This window comes from Aliiroseovarius lamellibrachiae (genome assembly GCF_018599245.1).
Lineage (GTDB): Bacteria > Pseudomonadota > Alphaproteobacteria > Rhodobacterales > Rhodobacteraceae > Aliiroseovarius > Aliiroseovarius lamellibrachiae.
Genome location: NZ_JAHEVJ010000001.1, coordinates 610,928 through 630,383, shown reverse-complemented (window position 1 = coordinate 630,383; position 19,456 = coordinate 610,928). Strand labels below are relative to the sequence as shown.

The 19,456-nt window shown below is 53.8% G+C and carries 27 protein-coding genes and 1 tRNA gene; 12 read left to right on the top strand and 16 right to left on the bottom strand.

What is annotated here, in order from left to right; genetic code table 11:
* Position 1: 1 nt before the first annotated feature.
* The 14 genes from KKW20_RS03185 to KKW20_RS03120 form a co-directional block, all read right to left on the bottom strand.
* Positions 2 to 1,957 (bottom strand): phage terminase large subunit family protein, encoded by a 1,956-nt coding sequence (locus tag KKW20_RS03185; RefSeq protein ID WP_214565953.1) that lies wholly within the window; start codon positions 1,955 to 1,957, stop codon positions 2 to 4.
* Complete coding sequence (locus KKW20_RS03180) at positions 1,957 to 2,658, bottom strand: hypothetical protein (protein ID WP_214565951.1); 702 nt, start codon at positions 2,656 to 2,658, stop codon at positions 1,957 to 1,959. Before KKW20_RS03180 ends, KKW20_RS03185 begins: the two co-directional genes overlap by 1 nt.
* 171 nt (positions 2,659 to 2,829) lie before the next feature.
* Entirely contained in the window at positions 2,830 to 3,393 is a 564-nt protein-coding gene (locus tag KKW20_RS03175) for a phage tail protein (RefSeq protein ID WP_214565949.1), read from the bottom strand.
* Positions 3,394 to 3,531: 138 nt separating this feature from the next.
* Positions 3,532 to 3,882: a hypothetical protein gene (locus KKW20_RS03170; protein WP_214565947.1), complete on the bottom strand. Its 351-nt coding sequence runs from the start codon at positions 3,880 to 3,882 to the stop codon at positions 3,532 to 3,534.
* 316 nt (positions 3,883 to 4,198) lie between these two features.
* Entirely contained in the window at positions 4,199 to 4,870 is a 672-nt protein-coding gene (gene nusG, locus KKW20_RS03165; protein WP_214565945.1) for a transcription termination/antitermination protein NusG, read from the bottom strand.
* Positions 4,867 to 5,454, bottom strand: coding sequence for a hypothetical protein (locus tag KKW20_RS03160; RefSeq protein WP_214565944.1), 588 nt, complete (start codon positions 5,452 to 5,454; stop codon positions 4,867 to 4,869). Before KKW20_RS03160 ends, nusG begins: the two co-directional genes overlap by 4 nt.
* A 233-nt stretch (positions 5,455 to 5,687) precedes the next feature.
* Positions 5,688 to 6,329, bottom strand: a complete 642-nt coding sequence (locus KKW20_RS03155; protein WP_214565942.1) for a hypothetical protein — start codon at positions 6,327 to 6,329, stop codon at positions 5,688 to 5,690.
* 382 nt (positions 6,330 to 6,711) lie between these two features.
* Positions 6,712 to 7,200: a hypothetical protein gene (locus tag KKW20_RS03150; RefSeq protein WP_214565940.1), complete on the bottom strand. Its 489-nt coding sequence runs from the start codon at positions 7,198 to 7,200 to the stop codon at positions 6,712 to 6,714.
* A complete protein-coding gene (locus KKW20_RS03145; protein WP_214565939.1) occupies positions 7,193 to 7,471 on the bottom strand; it encodes a hypothetical protein in 279 nt (92 codons plus the stop codon). Before KKW20_RS03145 ends, KKW20_RS03150 begins: the two co-directional genes overlap by 8 nt.
* Positions 7,468 to 8,229 carry a DNA-methyltransferase gene (locus tag KKW20_RS03140; protein WP_214565938.1) on the bottom strand — a complete coding sequence of 254 codons (762 nt, stop codon included), beginning with the start codon at positions 8,227 to 8,229 and terminating at the stop codon, positions 7,468 to 7,470. Before KKW20_RS03140 ends, KKW20_RS03145 begins: the two co-directional genes overlap by 4 nt.
* A complete protein-coding gene (locus KKW20_RS03135; RefSeq protein WP_214565937.1) occupies positions 8,226 to 8,762 on the bottom strand; it encodes a hypothetical protein in 537 nt (178 codons plus the stop codon). The genes KKW20_RS03140 and KKW20_RS03135 overlap by 4 nt, the downstream gene beginning before the upstream one ends.
* Positions 8,759 to 8,986, bottom strand: a complete 228-nt coding sequence (locus KKW20_RS03130; RefSeq protein ID WP_214565936.1) for a hypothetical protein — start codon at positions 8,984 to 8,986, stop codon at positions 8,759 to 8,761. The genes KKW20_RS03135 and KKW20_RS03130 overlap by 4 nt, the downstream gene beginning before the upstream one ends.
* A 202-nt stretch (positions 8,987 to 9,188) precedes the next feature.
* The gene (locus KKW20_RS03125) at positions 9,189 to 9,671 is read right to left on the bottom strand and encodes a phage regulatory CII family protein (RefSeq protein ID WP_214565935.1); all 483 of its coding nucleotides are present in this window, start codon (positions 9,669 to 9,671) and stop codon (positions 9,189 to 9,191) included.
* A 78-nt stretch (positions 9,672 to 9,749) separates the two neighbouring features.
* Complete coding sequence (locus KKW20_RS03120; protein ID WP_214565934.1) at positions 9,750 to 10,076, bottom strand: hypothetical protein; 327 nt, start codon at positions 10,074 to 10,076, stop codon at positions 9,750 to 9,752.
* Between KKW20_RS03120 and KKW20_RS03115 the strand changes: the two genes are divergently transcribed.
* From KKW20_RS03115 to KKW20_RS03060, 12 genes are all read left to right on the top strand, one after another.
* Entirely contained in the window at positions 10,075 to 10,410 is a 336-nt protein-coding gene (locus KKW20_RS03115; protein ID WP_246534404.1) for a helix-turn-helix domain-containing protein, read from the top strand. The two genes, KKW20_RS03120 and KKW20_RS03115, sit on opposite strands and share 2 nt — an antisense overlap.
* Before the next feature lie 259 nt (positions 10,411 to 10,669).
* Positions 10,670 to 10,957 carry a hypothetical protein gene (locus KKW20_RS03110; RefSeq protein WP_214565933.1) on the top strand — a complete coding sequence of 96 codons (288 nt, stop codon included), beginning with the start codon at positions 10,670 to 10,672 and terminating at the stop codon, positions 10,955 to 10,957.
* A gap of 123 nt (positions 10,958 to 11,080) precedes the next feature.
* Complete coding sequence (locus KKW20_RS03105; protein ID WP_214565931.1) at positions 11,081 to 11,443, top strand: hypothetical protein; 363 nt, start codon at positions 11,081 to 11,083, stop codon at positions 11,441 to 11,443.
* Positions 11,443 to 11,751 (top strand): hypothetical protein, encoded by a 309-nt coding sequence (locus tag KKW20_RS03100; RefSeq protein WP_214565929.1) that lies wholly within the window; start codon positions 11,443 to 11,445, stop codon positions 11,749 to 11,751. The genes KKW20_RS03105 and KKW20_RS03100 overlap by 1 nt, the downstream gene beginning before the upstream one ends.
* Positions 11,752 to 12,199: 448 nt before the next feature.
* Positions 12,200 to 12,745, top strand: coding sequence for a LabA-like NYN domain-containing protein (locus tag KKW20_RS03095; protein WP_214565928.1), 546 nt, complete (start codon positions 12,200 to 12,202; stop codon positions 12,743 to 12,745).
* Positions 12,742 to 13,005: a hypothetical protein gene (locus KKW20_RS03090; protein WP_214565927.1), complete on the top strand. Its 264-nt coding sequence runs from the start codon at positions 12,742 to 12,744 to the stop codon at positions 13,003 to 13,005. Before KKW20_RS03095 ends, KKW20_RS03090 begins: the two co-directional genes overlap by 4 nt.
* Positions 13,006 to 13,021: 16 nt before the next feature.
* Positions 13,022 to 13,240: a hypothetical protein gene (locus KKW20_RS03085; protein WP_214565926.1), complete on the top strand. Its 219-nt coding sequence runs from the start codon at positions 13,022 to 13,024 to the stop codon at positions 13,238 to 13,240.
* Positions 13,233 to 13,598 carry a hypothetical protein gene (locus tag KKW20_RS03080; protein WP_214565925.1) on the top strand — a complete coding sequence of 122 codons (366 nt, stop codon included), beginning with the start codon at positions 13,233 to 13,235 and terminating at the stop codon, positions 13,596 to 13,598. The genes KKW20_RS03085 and KKW20_RS03080 overlap by 8 nt, the downstream gene beginning before the upstream one ends.
* Complete coding sequence (locus KKW20_RS03075) at positions 13,598 to 15,286, top strand: SNF2-related protein (RefSeq protein WP_214565924.1); 1,689 nt, start codon at positions 13,598 to 13,600, stop codon at positions 15,284 to 15,286. Before KKW20_RS03080 ends, KKW20_RS03075 begins: the two co-directional genes overlap by 1 nt.
* Complete coding sequence (locus tag KKW20_RS03070) at positions 15,279 to 15,989, top strand: hypothetical protein (protein ID WP_214565922.1); 711 nt, start codon at positions 15,279 to 15,281, stop codon at positions 15,987 to 15,989. Before KKW20_RS03075 ends, KKW20_RS03070 begins: the two co-directional genes overlap by 8 nt.
* The gene (locus KKW20_RS03065) at positions 15,986 to 16,342 is read left to right on the top strand and encodes a DUF4326 domain-containing protein (protein ID WP_214565920.1); all 357 of its coding nucleotides are present in this window, start codon (positions 15,986 to 15,988) and stop codon (positions 16,340 to 16,342) included. Before KKW20_RS03070 ends, KKW20_RS03065 begins: the two co-directional genes overlap by 4 nt.
* Before the next feature lie 190 nt (positions 16,343 to 16,532).
* Positions 16,533 to 17,624, top strand: a complete 1,092-nt coding sequence (locus tag KKW20_RS03060) for a tyrosine-type recombinase/integrase (protein WP_214565918.1) — start codon at positions 16,533 to 16,535, stop codon at positions 17,622 to 17,624.
* Positions 17,625 to 17,698: 74 nt separating this feature from the next.
* Here KKW20_RS03060 and KKW20_RS03055 read toward each other — a convergent pair.
* Together KKW20_RS03055 and KKW20_RS03050 are read right to left on the bottom strand one after the other, a co-directional pair.
* A tRNA-Thr gene (locus KKW20_RS03055) sits at positions 17,699 to 17,774 on the bottom strand.
* Positions 17,775 to 17,814: 40 nt separating this feature from the next.
* Positions 17,815 to 19,374 carry an ABC transporter permease gene (locus tag KKW20_RS03050; protein ID WP_246534403.1) on the bottom strand — a complete coding sequence of 520 codons (1,560 nt, stop codon included), beginning with the start codon at positions 19,372 to 19,374 and terminating at the stop codon, positions 17,815 to 17,817.
* Between the last annotated feature and the right edge of the window lie 82 nt (positions 19,375 to 19,456).

The window sequence follows — 19,456 nt, the reverse complement described above, 5'->3', positions numbered from 1 at the left end:
GCTATTTCTTGCTCCACTTTTTCCGAGCGCGCTCTTTCACATCGCTCGATTTGCCCTGATCATCTGGTGGGTCAGCAGGTTGCTGCGTTGCCATCAATAAATCTTCAAAATCGCCCTGAACATCTGTTGGCGGGCATTCGCGCTCCGCCATCAGTCGGTCCCATTCGGTTTCCACTAAATCACGCTGGGAGCCTGACAGACGCACCCACGCGGCTTCTGCCTGCAGATGCGTGTCCAGCCCCTCGTTCGCTTGATTTGGATCTTTGACCCAAAGATATTGCGTGAACCCAGATTTAGATTTTTTTGCCTTACGGGATTCCGCTGTCATCTGCCGATAGAATTCATCTTCCAACCCTTTTGGAAGCGCGACAAATCCTCGTTCTTCAGGGTCATCTTTCTTCAGGTTTCGATATAGGCTCATCTTCATGACTGAGGACGCAAAGTTGTAAAACCGTTTTGAATACCGAACCAACTTACCGCGCCGGTTCCGCTCTTTCTTTACCTGCGCCAACAACGGCGCACCCTCTGGATGCACACCACGAACCATGATGACGCGACCAGCTGGATGCTTGCGCGCCCAATCCCAGACATCTTCCGTATATGCATTCCCATCGATGGCCAGCAGGTCGATTTCAATTTTTCGACCGTAGGCATTCCGAAACCCTTGCTTCAACAAACCGTTCAAATTGGCTTGGCATTTTTCATCCGAAATGTGCCCAGTGAAAACGCCGTATTCAACAACGGCTCGCCGCTTGTTTTTGCCCCACGCTACAACCTGCCATTCAACTCGATCACCCTGACAATCCACGCCGCATGTCAGGAGCGGGTAACCAGCAGGGATATTTCCATGCACGTAGTCCGATTCTGATGCCCGGTCGCGCAGATCTTCCCATGGCGGGGAATCCCCGAGAATACGGTAGGCTTTACCTACAACATCATTCCAAAACGTCTGCTCCTTTGGCGGATCACCTTTTGCGGCCAACCATGAGCGGGCTATCCGTTCAAAAGACTGCAGGGGCGAATATGCAGACCACAGGTAAAATGACCGATGGTATCGCTTCTGCTTTGGATTAGTCGCCCGCCATTCCACATGCGGGATCATTTCCGCACGGTGATGATCCTCTATCGCACACCCACATTTCGGCCCCGTGCAGGTAAAATGCGCGCGCTCCGGATGCTCTTCTTCTAGACTTTGCAGCATATTTTCCCACTCGAGAACCTGCATGAACCCGCAATGAGGGCACGGCACATAGGGGCTTTCTTGGCTTCCCGCTTCAAAGTTTACAGTGATCCGACAGCCTGGAATGACCATCGGCGTTGAAATCTTAAATATCTTGGCAAACTCTCGCCCTTGACTGCGACTGTCCGCTTGGTTCTCTGGGTCGCCAGCGCTGTTCATGTCCCATTTGGCTAGGTCATCTTGAACCTGACGGTTCATTGAAACCTGCGACAATGAGGAAGGCGAATTCGCCCCGGAAATTAGAATTGCACCACGTCCGTCACGGCGCTCTTTGTATGTGACCGAGTCTTGCCCATCGCGGGCTTTCATCGGGAAAATTTTGCGTAGTGCCGTTGTGCCTTTCAGCATTGGCACCAGTTTCATTTTTGACCACCGGACAGCGTTGTCATGGGTCGGATGGACATAAAGAAAATCACCGGGGTCCATATCCATGGAGCCACCAGTGAAGATGTTAGCCAATACTGTACCGCCAAGCTGAGCCGATTTGGCCAACGTGACAATGCGGCAAGGATCATCAGGTGATAAAGCAATCAGGATTTCGTCAAAATAGCGAAACCTCTGACGGTTATATGGTCCGGAGAACTCGCTTTCTCGCTCAGAAAAGACGATGTTTTCTTCAGCCCAATTCAGGTAGTCAACTGGCGGCGGCGGATCCAGAACTTCCGCGAGCACATCGCCCGCCATCCATTCCGCATTTGTGACTGCAATATCTAACATTACTCTTCCAAATCAACCGATGCCGTTGTGTTTTCTTCCAAATTCGCAATGCGCGACCGCTCTTTTTGCGTTGCAGATTTGCGCACGTTCCTGAATTCATTTTTAAGCAGATGGAGGACATCGCGCTGCGGCACTTTGAACTGCGAAGCAATAACCGCAGCAAAATCAGTCAGAGATCCTTCAAAAATCTGCAACATCATGCCAGCAATTCGGGTCATCTGCGCGCGCGCGTCTTCAGCGGACATCAGCTGACCTTGACGCAGCGCTTCCTCAGCTGCCCCGATGCGGTTCTTTCGCCTTTGCTCTTCAAGCTTCGCTTTTGCCAGTTCATCCTGAACCGTGGGAGCCTTTGATTGAATCTGACCGTTAGGCGCCTGCTCATCTGAAACAGGCGCAGGAACTGATAGTAAATCAAGCTGATCTTCAACTGGCTGCTTAGGTTTAGGTGCACATGCCTCCTGAGATACATCAGCAGAAATTCGGGTCTCGATCCCATTTCCTAGAGCTTGACCAATGTCCCGATTGCGCCGGACTTGTTCAACCGCAATTTCATATCGCAGCTTTCCCTTTTTTCCCGGTTTGCTAAAGGCATCATCGCGCAGGATATCGTTGGTTTTCCACTGGCTAACAGCCGCGCGGCTAACCTCCATTTTTCGCGCAAACTCTGCCTGTGAAATCTCAGTGTAAATCGGCTCGGCCATCTGCGTTCTTATCCTGTCCGCGCCGGGTGGGCTGAACCGTTAAGCACCGGCGTTAAGTGACACCCCCATTTGTTAAGGCTTTCAAAAACCTGTCTGACTAGCAAACCCTCGGGCAGCTTACGCCCCGCGTGCTTCCGGAACGGCCTACGGTCCCTAGCTTTTTTCGACGGCTCAAAGCCCTAAAGAGCGATTGATTTCGTGATCAAGACGACGCGGCAGCACATCCGCCACGATTTCTTCGAATGCTTTAGCTGTTGCGCCCTCAACCATCTCAATTGGGATGAACACACCTGACTTCAACTTCTCCAATTCGGTGCGACCACCTATGCGCTGGAAGACATGGCCACCCATGTTCAAGACAACGCGGCCACGGCTAAAACTGCCACCTTTGATAAACGCGCCCTCAAACAACTCACGCTCACCACGGACAAAGGCCGTCACCCCACGGCGCGTCTCTCTTGCCTTGAAGTACTTCAGCGACACATCACCGCCCGACGATGTCAGGCGATACTCAAGATCCTGCCACGATGCGCGTTTAACCTTCACCGCCTTGCGAATGGTTTTCTGCGGAAGACCTGTCTGCTTGGCTAACTCCCGAACAACGCACGTGCGGGCCATATCTCCGGTGCGGTTCAAGGCGCGATTGATAACCTTTGGCCCATCCTGACCCAAAGCACCCAACAAGTTGTCGAATTGCTTTAGATCGGCCACATCAACTTCACCGACCTTGAACATCGCGCGCTCCAATCTGTTGAGTGCGGCACTTCACACAATTCGTTGAAGTTTGTTGGGCACCTACACCTAGCCGCACTCATAAAAAAAGCCGGACGCAGCAACCCGCGACCGGCATTTTAAATTCAACAATGCGGTGATTTAAATCAGCAGAGCATAGGGAACGTTGTAAAACACATCGCGAGTCAGGTCAGCGGCTGGATCAACGCGAAGCATCGCGCCCTGCCCGGACCAACTCAGACCATCACCCAAGCCCGCCGTTTGCAGCACAACATTGACCGGCACAGGCGCGGCCATTTCGTCCAGATCGAGCGAAAACGCCATCAACAACGCTTCGCCGGTCATACCATCAAGATCATGCAGCATTTCAATTTGTGCCAGATCGATTGGATCAGGGCCAATCAGAACTTCACCAACATCCGCCGCCATAGCAGCGGTCGCCATCGCAACGCCCGCCAGCGCCGCCAGTCCAGACAACAATAATTTCTTCATAGCTTCCTCCATCAAAACTTTTCTTGAAACAGCGCCGCCCATATCCTCATGTCGACGCCACACAGAAAAAAAGCCCGCGCTGAACCAGCCGGGCTTACGTCTTCCAATGCAGTAGCAGTGTCACAGGTGAAGCCGCTATTGCGTGGTCACCTGAACTTGACGGGATACAGTTGAAATCGGGAACAAGTCTGGCGCCTTCAACCGTCCGGAACCTTGGCATGTATCTTTCAACAGTGGCCAAAAAACCTTCGTCTAGCTGAGTGTTAAGGGAAGATGCGGTATGCCGTCAACCCCCCTTAACAATTTGTGGTAGAGCTTAACAAACAAATGGGGGCGGCACCGCCACCATCGAAGTTGAGCACATTTCCACCTCAATATCCCCGCCAAGGATTTTCAGAAGCGCCTTCACCGACGCCCCTTTGACATCAACAACACGCACCTCTTTTCCTTCAAACGGACCATCGACAACCCGAACCTTATCCCCCGGTACAAAATCACAACCTGCCTTCACATACCGATGCAGGTTTGGCGAAAGCTTTCCACCACCCCAAGCTTGCATCAAGCGCATGACACGCCGCGCCGGGATCTGTACCGGGCGACCGCCTGTCCCCATGACGCCCGCAACAACATCGTGTGACATCAATTCATGCCATCGGCTTTCACCCACCGGCCACCCAACAAACATCCAGTCGACCAACAGTGGTTTCGCCACCCAATGCTTTTCGTTGGAAAATCGGTTCTTCAACTTTAACTCACGCTTGACCGGCAAGAACACCTCAAACCCAGCCCGCTTTAGGATATGCTCGGGAACAAACACGCGCTGGCCGGTACCAACAACCCGCCGCTGCCGCTCGGCCCCCGTCCGCGAACGATAGGCCTCAAATTGACCGCCGACCGTGGCCGTCCGCACGCCGCCAACCTGTTGCTGCTTTGCCCGCACTGCGAACCATTCAAGCTCTTGCCCAATAACTTGCCCCATCATGCTCATGCCTCGCCCCCGGTATCTGCACCCATAGCGGCAATTTCTTCGCACCATTTCAAACGCGCCAAACGACCATCGCGCCACTTGGCATCAACTGGTGACAATGCACCGCTCTCAGACAGGGAGCCTTCCAGACGACGCAACCGACGAATGTGATCATCGGCCTTTTCCCGACAAAGCTTCAGCACAAACTCATTTGGCCAGCGCCTGATATCTTTCAACTGATCTAGAAGCTCTGGCCCCCACCCTTCCGCAAGCGCAGCGCGCCCGATCCGACCGGAAAACACGCTGCGAATTAATGGCGATGCACTGTCACTCGGTTTTTCAATTGCCCCAGCCCACTCACAGATTTGGTTGGCAATTGGGAACCGATCTTTGCCGCTTGCGGCAACCCGGCTGGCCACTTCTTCCTCCAAAGCAGCCAAACCACCACCTGACATATACGCCAGCTTTTGGCACATAACTTTCAGCATCTCTTCAAACACGTCTTTCTTGACCGAGCTTGGCTTTGCCAATCCCCGGTTCATCAATGGCTTAATCAGAAACTCTCTGACCTGCTTTTCGCCTTCAGCCTGCTTGGCACTGTCCATTGGCTCATTCCCATTTTCTAAGCGTTCCAACCTTTCCAATTGTCCTGACCCCCCAATGTTGGGCGATCCGTAAATCTTTTTTTTTCTTATTATTTCCTTGTCCTTGTCAGTCCGGAATAAACCGGCCCAAAAAAAGAGGAAAACCCGCTTAAATCATCCAGAAACCTTCCAAAATCCGTCCGGTTTCTTCCAAGTTCCTTCCAAGTTCCTTCCGCCGGAAGAAACGCGACTGTTTATATTTGGTGCAAATTCATCCCACTGGCCCCTTCAATGGACCACTTTTCCAACGCCTCTCGCACAACATTTGGACGGCGCTGTCGGCCTTCGAAATAGTCCAAAAGAAACTGATCAAACTGCATGATAAAAACGGCGTCTTCACCCATCCGCGCCGTGCCGCCAGCCCGAACAATCTGCCCCGGCAAATCCTTCAGGCGCTTGCGTTCTCGATCCGCTGCGCGCTTCTCCAGATGGTCTTCGCGCATCCCCAAGGCTTCCTTGGCAATTTCCAACACAACCTTGTGATAAAGCCGCATATGGCCGTTGTCGCACCGACAGGCCGACCACCCATAAAGCGGGCCAATAGGCCTCTCACACAGGCGCTTCCATTCTTCCAGCGTCACACCAGCCAGTTTGGCCAGCAGGCGCTCATCCATGGGCAGCGTACCCACTGGCGCTTCGTCCTGCGCCTCACAGAACAAATCAAATCCAACGGCGCGAACATCAAGATCCGCTAGATTGCGAAACTCTGATTTCAGCCATCGGCGATAGTGAAACGAGATGAAGTAATGGCTTTCCAACCGCTCGGTTGATGGGATGGGATAGTCAAAGACATCCTCACTATCCACCAACCGAATTGTTTCTGCAGGCTTGTTCATTGCGCCCCTCTCTCTGCTGCGCGCCGCAACCGATCACACCACCACTCAGAGGACAGTTTCGACACATATCTGCGACCGGCGCGGGACAACGCCCGCAAATCGTCATCGGTCTTCTCATATTTTCCCGCGCGCCACGCCAACAACGCAGGCGCTGCCTTTTGGCCCATAAGGCGCATTTCCTCAGCATCCCTCTTGCGGCAGGTCTTGCTGCAATACTGCTGCCATGTCCGTGTCTGGACGAAACGCTGGGAGCAAAATGGATTCCTGCAGACACCCGGCTCAACCAGCGGAAATGCGGCCAATTCCTTAAACGCAACATCCGCAAATGGTTCGATTTCAAAACGCGCTGCCGGTGCATTTCCAACATGGGTTGCCAATAGGGTCATGGTGCGGACACCCCCTTTTGGGCGGCATATCGCATCGCTGCGCCAAGTATTTTCTGCATAGCCGATTTAGACTGACGGCGCAGCGCCTTCGCAATGTACCCACGCCCAAATCCAAGGGTTCGATTAGCTTCTTCCATTGAAGTAAATGAAAGAGAGCCAATGCTTATGGGCTTGGAAGTCGCACCGTTGTATCGAAGTGGTTTTTTGAACTCTTGCGCACGTCCATCATTGATCGCACGATACACACCAGCTGGTGTGCCCCCAAATTGCGCTGCAGCTTCCCGCGCAGAACCGAAAACCTTCCCACGCACTTGCACCGGCATTGGCTCTGCCCCAACCGCCCCAGTTCCAATACGGTGTGTGGTTCCCTTGCGAACAGCAATACGAACCGCATCCGCAGTAACCCCCAAGGCTTTTGCCGCTGCATTCGCATCTTTGTACGTGACGCCACGCACTTCGATATTGGTATAAAGACGCCTACCCATGCGGCCCCCCATTGATCGAATAGGGTTTGGATGTCAGGCCATGTGCTTCCAACTTTTTCACAATTCCCGGAATGACACGCAGCCGCTGCCAACGCTGCTCAACCGCGACACGCTGACGGCCAAGCCGACCTGCAATCTGGGTAAAGTTGTCACCCGACGCCTTGGCCTTCATCAACGCATGGTCATCACGTGACGACCAATGCGGATGAAAAATGCTTGCCAATGGGCTTAACTTGGCAACCGCTCGTTTGCTCTTGAACTGTGATGTCATGTCACCGCCTCCTGCTGACCGACAGCAAAACGCGGGGTGGCATCGCCACCACGGGCTTCAACCGCGCGGGCCACACGCTCAACTGCCACTTTGAACCATTTGGGATTAATCTCGATGCCAACAGACCGGCGACCAGATTGCATCGCAGCCACCAGCGCCGCCCCGGACCCCATCATCGGATCAAGTACCAGGTCGCCCTGATTGGATGAGTTGCGAATATATTGATCAATCAGATCAACCGGCTTTTCCGTTGGATGCTCTGTTTCTTTCTTGGCATTTAGGGTGAACAGCTGCATTGACCCGCAATCATTGATTGGTGCGGCCTTGCCTTTCCAAAGGTAAATCGTGAACTCAAGGTTCTTCATATACCATTGATTGCGCGTGGCCCGGATCTTGTTCCAAACAAGAAGGTTGTGAAACTTCCAGCCCGCCCCCTCAAACGCCATTCCAGCGCGAAACAGGTTCTTGTCATTGGTCATGATATAGGCGTCAGCATCTGGCCGACAGGCCCGCAGAAACGGTCCGCCCAACTCTTCCCACGCGGGCACTTCCATCAACAGACCAGAATTGTCATACCGATCCTTGGCAAAGATCCCGCCCATGGATTGATGCGCACCGCCACCAGAGGTCAGCTTATAAGCCACATCACAAAACAGCATATCCGCCTGCTCATCCAACAGCGGCAACACCTCCCGGCAGTCCCCTAAAATCAGGCGGCAGTTGCCAATTGTGATGTCCTGAAGGATGCCGCCGGTCATGTGAAATCACCCGCAGCCGAGGCACGTAACATGTCAGTTACAACCTCAAAGCGGTCCAACAGCTGCAGTTGGATCAACAACCAGTCACGCACTTCTGGCCAGCCATTGCGCTCCACCTCAGCGGGGTGGCGCAGCTGTACAAACAAAAACGCGTCCAAACAATCAACCAGATGCAAGCGATGCGCGTCTTGGGGTGAGAGGCCTTCAGCAAAGCCCATGGCGCGTAGAACTTTCGCCTCCAACGCGGCATGAAGCACCACAAGATCACCGCCGCATTCTTTGAACGGGCGCGCCAAATCACCAACACGGCTTTCACCAGCATCATGGGTGATCGCAGCACGCAACAACTCAATTGAGTGGTCAGGAAAAAGCGAAATCACCAGCTGCGCACAGCGCCCCTGATGGCTGCACACATAATCATCAAAACAGGACATGGCAGGGTTCATATGCCAGCGACGCGTAAAGCCGGTTGCCCACAAGGCAAACAGCCGATCATCAAGACCATCTAAACCCATTTGAGAGACAGAAGTCACGACTTGCCCCCCACATCAAAAACGATGATATGCGGCGCGCCTTGCAACTCGGCATGCAAAACGTCCTGCAAAAACGCACACACCACCGGGCATGAAACCACCGAAGATAAACCAGCACGCACCGCTTTGAGAGCATCGATATAATCTTGGCGCTTGGCTTCGGTGAATGTCCCTTGCCACGCACAAAGTCCGCGTTGGGCTGACGCCGTAATGCTATCAGTCATGCGACACCCCCAATCAAAAGACGGGGCGCAGATCCATGAGACCCACGCCCCGCCCCCAACAGGGAGGTAAAGGGGCACACAATGCGAACGACCACGCCCCTTACGGTATGGCTCTGAGGCTCACTTTTGGCCCCGTTCGCGTGTTTGGAATTTTGCTGCAAGCAACGCTGCATAATCGAAAACTTACAAAAGAAACGCAAACTCATTCCGCACTCCCTCGTTCGACCGGTTCAACAGGCACCGCATGTTTTAGACAAGAAGAACCCTCAAGCCGCGCCCGCGCTTGGCGCATGGCATACATAGCCTCATCAATTTCTTTGATAGCTTGCGCTTTTTCATCTGCGCAGCTGGATTGCTCTGCCGCCAAAATGGCTGAAATCGCCTCGCCACTTTCGCGGGCGATGTTGGACCCATCTTGCAGCAAACTACCACCAACCTGCGCAGGGCGGCTTTCCAGCCGACGCGCCAGCATACGTGTCACAGGATAACGACCAGATGCATCCTCAAGGGCAATCACATCAGCAACCGTCCAGTCCAGATTTCCCGTGACCTTCTTGCTGACCGTGCCCTTGCTGGCCCCCCCACCCCATCGGGCGTTGAATGTTTCCGCCACCGCGTCATAGCAACCAAACCAATCGACCAGCGATTTCATATTGGCGCGAACAATCTTGCGAAAATCAGGCATGGGAAACCTCGTTTCCTGTGCACGCGTGTAGTTGAAGTGCAGATTGGGAGTATGAAAAAAACAGCATCAAGCAGCCCATCATCGAACACCCTCCTGCAAAGGCCCATCCACGTTCGCAGATTGCTTAATGAAGTTAAAAAGGCCATCAGGGCAGTCGACACCTTGTTCACGACACAACCCCTTCACAACAACGTACCACTTAGATGGGAAAACACCCGATACAGCAGCATTGCTAATAGTTGTCACTCCAACGCCAAGGCTGTCCGCCATGATCTTTCGGCCAAGTCTGTCACAGATTTCGGATGCATTTGTCATGCATAACGCATTAATCCATAATTTGTGGACTGTCCATATCCATCTCAAGATCAGTTCATTTTTTTTGGACAAGGCGTAAAAATAAGCCATGGATATTGAGCAAAAAGAAAGCCTCGCACACCGTGGCGACATGGGCGTGAAAGCAAGCGCCATTCGAGTAAAGGCGGCACGGTACACGAGCGGCTTTGAAAAGCAGCAAGATTTCGCACGCGCCTGCGGAATATCAAAAACCTCTTACAATAACATCGAAAAGGGACTTCAGTTTCCAAATAGAGACGTTATGAAATATCTGTACCGCGCGCACAGAATTGACTTTAATTTTGTAATTAACGGGGATTTCTCTCAGCTCCCTGCTGACGTTCAGCAGAGCCTCTTCGAAGCACTAGACCGCGCAAATAGTGAATGGGATCAAACACAAGATTAAGATCCATTCCCAGTAATTTAGCAACTCGAGCCAATCGGTAGATTAACGGCATTCGCATTTGCCCTCCGTAGGTAAAAATAATGGAGTGCGCAGGTGGTAAAAATATAAATACCCCCAAGCACTTCGACCAATGCCCCTGAAAAGCGCAACTTTTGCGTCAATCATGAACCACATCACTCTTGACACAACCAAAAATAGATACCCAAGCATTTGACACCTACCTATGATCGCGCGAACGGTAGCCCCCAGGAGAGCGACAATGACAGGAAGTCTGATAATAACGGCCATGTTGAGCACAATCATTTTGGCTGCAATTGGCATTCGCATTGCAGGCGGAGAGCCTTGGAAAGGAGCCGTTTTAGCGGTGGCCTTCATTTTCGCCAGCATCGGTGCAAGCGCCGTAGCGCAAAACTTACTGCTTGCGATCATAGCTGGGGCAGTCGCCATTGCTGTCCTTGCCGGCGCCATGAAAATTCCACCAAAGCAATCGGGCAACGCCCTACTCGGATGCATCATTGGTCAACTCACCCCACTTCTGCTGATGTGACACACTAAAAACAAAGGGGTCGCATTTAAGAGCAACCACCAGTAATCCATATTTTTTGGATTTATTTCTTGCAAGTCCATTTTTTTTGGATAATGTGCCTTCATCAAACCGATGGAGGCAGACATGAGCGCAATCGAACCAAAGCCGTTGATCAGCAACGACCTGCTGACAGAACTGGCAAACCCAAACTATGACGCGACACGCGGTGAATTTAACACCGAGACACGCGCCCTGCTGGCCACAGCCCTTCCAGAAATGTGCCGTGAGTTGCTGGCCCATCGCCAAGCGCAAGATCATGCCTTGGAACAAAGCTTCCGCAATCAGGCGAACGACCAGCTGCGCAAAGCGCGCGCAACTCTCTTGGGTGACGGGAAATCAAACTTCGCGATCTTCACCGCCTGCAACACCATCCTAGAACACTCACAAGACGCAACAGAACGGAACGCCGCCACTGATGTGTTGGCCCAAATCACGAGGGCCGCGTGATGCTAAACACGCTTCACAACCGCCTTCCCGCATTCCTGCACAATCTTGAGTGTCGCGACACCAGCGAACAGCACGACGCCTTTGTAAATGAGGTGCAGGAAACATTTGGCCGCTTTGATCCGCCATCTGGCGACCGATCACACCGCTGGGAACTGGACCTTCACGCAATCACCGCTGACGGTGCAACAGAAGAAGAGGCAATCGCAAACTGGAAACGTCTCGCGGGCAAACTCTGCCAGATCGAAGACATCGAAGATGATGGCTTCATCACCGTCCATCCCGCCCCAGATCAATTAGGGGCAGCATAATGGACCGCGTTCATCGCACCCCATTTGCAAACCTTTCACCCGCGCAACAAGCGGGCATTCTTTGCAATGATCCACAGTTTCAGAAATTCGCAGCCACCCGTTGCGGCCTGCCCGATCAACAGTTTTGCAGCACAGCAACTGCTGAATACCTGCGCAGCTGCTGCCAAATCAGATCCCGCCGCGACTTGGAAAACAACCAAGCCGCCCTGTCAAACTTCCAGACCCTGCGCACTGAATTCGACGCATGGACTGGGCGCATCCCAACACCGAGGTAACCCGATGCAACACCTATCCCATCAAGCACTAAAATTCAGCAACCAAGTACGCCGACGCCGCGATCTGAGGGCTTTCCTCTCAGGCCTTGTCAGCGGAACCACCCTTGGCGTGCTGATCGGTGCCACAACAACATTCCTGCTTAGAACCCTGTAACCAACCGAAAGCCAAAACCATGATTTACAATGACGAACGTATTGCCCTTTTTGTCGACGGCCCCAACCTTTACGCCACCGCAAAAAAGCTGGAAATGGACGTGGATTATAAGCGTCTGTTGACCCATTTTGAAACGGCAGGCCGATTGGTACGCGCCAGCTATTTCACCGCCATTTGTGAAACCGAAGAATTCCAGCCCCTGCGGCCACTGGTTGATTTCATGCAATACAACGGCTGGAACATCGTGTCTAAGCCCGCGCGCGAATACACGGGCGAGTACGGCCAGCGCAAAGTAAAAGGCAACATGAGCGTCGAATTGACCGTGGAGGCCATAAAACTGGCCCCACACATCGACCACATCATCCTATTCAGCGGCGACCGTGATTTTTGCGCCCTGACCCAACACCTTCAAGCACAAGGCAAACGCGTCAGTGTGGTGTCCAGCATCAAAACCTCCCCACATTTCATCGCTGATGAACTGCGCCGTCAGGCAGACACGTTCATCGAATTGGATGGGTTGCGCGACGCTGTTAGCCGCCCTCCTCGCCCTGCAGTAGCAGCATGAATGCAAACGTTTCTTGTGTAGCTGATACCGATACACAAGAAACACCAAAAATTGGCCACAATAGCGCGCAACCCACTGAACCCTTTGGACTTCGCACCCCATGGCTTCACTTCACCAAAGCCATTGAATTGCGCCGCCTCGCAAAACTGCAAGCACGGATCAACCGCCTTGAGGCACGTCGCGCCGAGATAGTCAGCGAGCGTCAATTGATAATGAACCGATGCATCCGGCGCATGCGTCGCCAAGACGGCAAGAACTGAAAATGGAAATTGACCAATGCCAGACCCAACACTTCACGGCAACGGCAAGACCTGCCCCGCATGTGAATTGCGCCGCGAAGCTGACCGCCAGCGGCGCGCATTGGGATCAAAGGAAGCACCACCCTGCAACCACTGCAACGGTACCGGGCGCATCGCCTTCACAGAACACGAAGTCTACGCCCTGCAGCTTGCAGACGCCCGTAAATACTACTGGAGCAACAAGACCTATGCCTGACGCATTTCCCACACCAGAGCTCGTTACTCGCGTGCTACGTGGCATCCCATTACCCGTATCCACAGAAGCAGCAATGCAGGATGCCGTAGAACAAGCACTGACGGATCACGCATTCCCCTTTGAACGCGAACTCCGTATGGGCAGCAGCAACCGGATTGATTTCATGGTGCAAGGAGGCATTGGGATCGAGGTAAAAACCCGCTGCGCCCGCCGCCAAATCCATCGACAGTTGGCCAGATACGCCGACCACCCTGATGTAAATGCATTGATTTTGGTGACCGGCACATTCACCGGGCTTCCAGTAACCTTAAATGGCAAGCCGCTTTTTCTCGTATCCAGCGGGAGGGCTTCGTTGTGATGCACTACGGCAATCTGGAATTTGACGACACACACAGCGCTTGGCGCATGCTTGGGCTGCAACCCCACGTAGCAATTGCACTGAAGCGTGTCTTTCCAAAGGTCTTTAAAGGCGCGACCGAACCAGTTCTGGCAGACACAGACGAAAATCGCGCCGACCTGTCTTGGTTCATGCAACGCTATCCACTGCAGCACAGCCAACAAGACGCTGTCCGGCTGCATGAGGGCCAGCAACGCCTCACCCAACGCGCAGCTGATCGGGAACGCATTCTGCTGCCCAATTGGACCCCGCCGACGAACACAGGGTTTCGCGACAACAAATCCCCATATGGGTATCAGCTGCAGGCAGCGGCCCTGACCCTTCAAAACCCCAACCTGCTTTTGGGGGATGATCTTGGATTGGGTAAAACCATTTCTGCATGCGCCACGATGACAACCGGCGCACCGTTGCCTGCTGCTGTTGTTGTGCAAACTCACTTGGCGCAGCAATGGGCAGACCGCATCGAAGAATTCACCCACCTGACCACACACATCATCAAAGGCACTAAGCCTTATGACCTGCCGATAGCCGATGTCTATATCTTCACCTATTCGCGCATTGCCGGGTGGATCGATGTCATCAACACCGCGCTATTCAAGTCAGTGTTTTATGACGAGGTGCAGGAACTGCGCAAAGGCACCGAGACCATGAAAGGTCATGCCGCCGCAGTTCTAAGCGCATGCGCAAACGTAGTGCAGGGCCTGACCGCCACGCCAATCTACAACTACGGCGATGAAATCTTTGAAATCATGCAGTTCATTGCGCCAGACTTACTTGGCGACCGAACTGAATTTTCGCGTGAATGGTGTTCAGGAAAACTGGTCAAAGACCCTTCTGCGCTTGGCACCTATATGCGCGACAAAGGCTTCTTTTTGCGCCGGACCGAACATGACGAAACAGTCAAAGCACAAATCCCACCACTAAACACAGTTGATTGGGAAGTGGATTGGAACGAAGACGCCGCCGTTGCTGTTGACGAACTGGCGCGCACGCTGGCGCAGAAAGTTTTGGAAGGTCGCTTTGTTGAACGCGGCCAAGCCGCCCGTGAACTTGACATGATGATGCGAATGAAGACCGGCATGGCAAAAGCCAGTGCAGTTGCGGGATACGTGGATCTTCTCCTTCAGGACGCCCCACGCGTGCTTTTGGCCGGGTGGCATCGTGATGTTTATGACGTTTGGCAGGCCCATCTGAAACATCACACACCCGTCCTTTACACAGGCACAGAAAGCCCCGCCAAGAAGCGCCGCAATGTTGAGGCGTTCATCAACGGCGACAGCCGCGTGATGATGATCTCTTTACGTTCAGGCGCGGGCCTTGATGGGCTTCAGGAATACTGCAGCGACGTAGTGTTTGGGGAACTGGACTGGTCACCACAGGTGCACAAACAAGTGGTTGGCAGATTGCGCCGCCCCGGTCAAACCAAACAGGTCACAGCCCACTACCTGCATACAAACGGCGGTAGTGACCCCATCATTATGGACATTCTTGGCATCAAATCTGACCAAAGTCGCGGAATCACCGACCCGACACTTGGCATGGAAGCACGCCAGAAAGACGACAGCCGGATGCGCAAGCTGGCGTTGGAAGTCTTAGGAAAAACCGACGACCAAACCTCCTCACAAATCACAGGGGGCTGCAATGCTTAAAGCTCTAGTCGCATGCGAAGAAAGCGGCATCGCCCGCCGCGCCCTTGAGGCACACGCGGCGCGCATCGGCGCTGACATTGACGTTTGGTCCTGTGACTTGCTGCCCGCAGAAGACCGCTCAAACCGCCATATCGTTTGTGACGTGCGCGACGGCATCCTGAATGAAGGTTGGGACCTGTTGGTGGTCATGCATCCACCCTGCACCCGCCTGTGTCGGTCCGGTCGCCGCTGGATGTCAGGTCCAGGAAAGTGGACCCAGCCCAAGCTGCTCCCCAAAGGGCGCACCCTGCAATCCATGCGGGACGAATTCGAGCTTGGCGTTGATGTGTTCACCGCATGCTGGACCGCGCCCATCGCGCATGTGGCCATCGAGAACCCGGTGATGAACGACCTCGCCAAGGAACGCATGCCACACGACCTACCGGCACCACACATGACGCAGCCATTTTGGTTTGGCGACCCGACCTACAAGCAAACAGGCTGGTACTTGCGCGACCTGCCCGAACTTCAAGAAACCGATCGCCTGATCGAGCCTGAGCGCGACAGCGACGAATGGAAAAGGTGGAACCGCATCCATCGCATGCCCCCCGGTCCAAATCGCGCAAAACAACGCAGCCGTAGCTCGGTCGAGATGATGACCGCCGCCGCCGCGCAATGGACCAATCACGTACTTCAAGACATTGAGCAAAGGAAAGCAGCATGACCGACCACCCAAAACGCATCCAGCGCAAACGCACTAAGGGATGGCGCAAACCCGAGGACGCGGTGATTGTGGATCGCACCAGCAAGTTTGGGAACCCTTGGACGATAGAGGGAACGCGCACTTCAGGACACATCGGCACCGACGAAAAGATGCGTTCCCTGTGTGTGAGCTTTTTCACCAATGCTATGCAGCGCGGTCTTCCAGTAGTCCAGACGCATTTGGATCACCTTGAAGAACTGCGGGGCAAAGACTTGGTGTGCTGGTGCCCGCTGGATCAGCCATGTCATGCAGACGCGCTGCTTGAATTGGCCAATACCCCGCACCTGGCCAACATCGACGATGTCTTGACCTAGTTTCGTTCCGAGAGAGAAAAAACATGGCAGCAACACGGTTCACAAAAGCGGAAATCACACGCGCAGTTGAAGCTGCTAAGGCGTGTGATTTAGCGATATCCGCAGTTGAAATTGGCCCGGACGGCACCATTAAGATTTGCTGCCCTGTAGACGAAGCCCCCAAAAAGCGTAAAGATCAGGGACCGAAGCAATGGTAGATAACATGCGCAAGAACTTTCCCGGATTGACAGTGGAAACTTTGAAATCAGGAAAGCAGCGCCTTAGGGTGCGCGTTGAAGGCTTTCCAAACCGAAAAATACGCATCAACGTGGATCTCGACCACCCAAAATTCTCTGAACACTACTGGAGCGCACGCGCCGGTATCGAACTGGAATATGAACCTGCTTCACTGGCGGTTCGCCAATCTATCAAATGGCTAACCGACAAGTACCTACTGCACCTAGAGAAAATGGTTGCAGCAAAACAAGCCTCTCCTGCCACTTTGCGCCAACGCAAAAGCTTGTTAACTCGACTATGCCAACACAAGACAGACAGCGACGATCTCTATGGCGAAATGAGCCTGAACGCCCCTACTGCCGCTTTCGTTAAAGTCCGAGACGCAAGAGCTGCTACTCCAGCTGAAGCTGACAACATGATCAAAGCGGCCAGGTCGATGTATCATTGGGCATGCGATTCCGGCCACGCAGAGGTAAACCCCCTTGTTGGAATTAAGAAGATCCACCGTAGCCAAGGCGGCGCAACCCCTTGGACAGCGGAGGATTTAAGGAATTTCAAAGAGCGCCACCCACAAGGCACTATGGCCCACCTAGCTCTAACTCTGCACATGTTTACCGCTGCAAGGTCAAATGATGCTATTTGGCTTGGTCGCGGGCAAGAGTTCAGCAGTCACGAGGTGCGTTGGCTAGGGTGGCAACCCAAAAAGCGCGGCGCTGCATATGTCGAAATCCCAATGGCAAAACCGTTACGTGATGCCATAACTGCCGTGGCCCGCATTGGGGATGCTTACATCCTCAGTGAACACGGGAAGCCATTTAAGAACGCAGACAGCTATAGAAATTGGCTTCGCAAACGCTGTGACGAAGCGGGGCTGAAAGGGCGGTCATCACATGGGGTGAGAAAGGCGCTTGCTGAACTACTGGCAGAAGAGGGATGCAGTGAACACCAGATTATGGCGGTTCTTTCTCACACCCAACCAAGCACGTCAGCAATTTACACAAAAGGGGCAGAGCGTCGCGCAATGGCAGCTGAAGCTATGAAGTCGATTTCAGGATTCGGTTGGTAATGTGGACCACAGACCAGCCCAACGCGGTCCACAATTCAAAATATCCCATTAATTTCAGATACTTAAGGATTGAATGGTGCCCCCACACGGACTCGAACCGCGGACCTACTGATTACAAATCAGTTGCTCTACCAGCTGAGCTATAGGGGCACTTTGGGTCGTTTACGAAACTCTGCGCCGGGGTTCAAGTCTATTTTCCCGCCTTGGCCATAAAAGCGACAGCAGCGAGGCCGACGGCGATCACCATGATCGCGGGGGGGGCCGCTTGTTCGAGTTGCTCCAGCGATGCTTGCTCGTACACACGCGTCGCCAAGGTCCCGTAATTAAAGGGTCTCAGCAGCAATGTGGCGGGCAGTTCTTTCACGCTATCGACGAAAACCAACAACAGTGCGGTCCCCACGGATCCCCGGATCAGCGGGATATAAACTTCTAACAAAGCCCCTTTTGCGCTGCGCCCAAGCGAGCGAGCCGCCATTGGAAGGCTTGGCGAAATTCGTTCAAACGCTGCATCCGTCGCACCTTGTGCTATTGCGAAGAATCGCACGCAGTAGGCATAGACCACGGCAAATGCGGTTCCTGTCATCAGAAGACCCGGGTCCCATCCCGTCAGCGCCAAAACCCCATCGGCCAGCGTGTTGTCAGCGGCAGCCATGGGGATCAAGATACCCACCCCCAAAACTGCCCCAGGTGCCGCATATCCAATCGTGGTCAGTGGCATCAGTTTGCGCGGCAACATGCGGCCAGACATTCTGACGCCATAGACCAAGAACAGCGCGCCCAAGACGGTGATAACAGCCGCAGCCCCCCCTACGGCAAGCGTGTGCCACAATGCCGACAGCAACCCGTTTGAGAACCAGTATTCCGGCTTGTTAATTGCATGGAAGAGCAAAACGCCTACGGGTAACACAAAACCGACCACAAAAGGGACGGCGCAGAAAAACAGAGCAATAGCGGCGTAGGGGCCCGCAAGTCGGCGCGCCGTGACCGGCCTGCTTTGGCGTGACATCCGATAAAAACGGCTGCGCGAACGGCTGACTTTTTCCAAGGCGGCGAGCAAAAACACAAACCCCAAAATTACCAGAGCAATCTGCGCGGCACCGCCAGCATTATGGCTTTCAAGCCAGATCGAAAAGATTCCGGTGGTCAAGGTTTGCACCGCAAAGAAATCCACCACACCAAAATCGGATACAGTTTCCATCATCACAATCGCAACACCCGCGGCGCAGGCAGGGCGCGCCAGCGGCAGGCCCACCCGCCAAAATCGAGCAAACGGCCCTGCGCCGAGCGCACGCGCCACCTCGTATGCATCCCCTGACTGTTCCCTCAACGCGGTTCGCGCCAGCAAGAACACATATGGATTGAGGGCCGCCGTGAGGACCACAATGGCCGCCCAACGCGAGCGGATTTCCGGGAACCAATACTCTCGCGAGGATTGCCAGCCAAAAACCTCACGCAACGCAGATTGAACGGGGCCCGCATATTCCAGAAAATCCACCAACGCATAGGCCCCCACATAGGCAGGGATGGCCAGCGGGGTGAGCAACAACCACTGCAACCACCGCGAGCCCCAAAACCGATACATTGTCAGCATCCAGGCCGATCCCATGCCGATCGCCGCAGACAATCCACCCACCGAAAGACACATCACCAAGGTGTTGACCGCATAGCGCGGCAATGTGGTCGCCATCAGATGTGGCCATGCGTTTTCAACAGGCGTCAGAGCCATCCACAGGATTGACAGGATAGGCATTAAGACCAACACCACAATCGCACCTGCGCCAACGGACCACGAATTAGGCCACCAGCTGGCGCCCATTTTTGGCGCTGGCTGC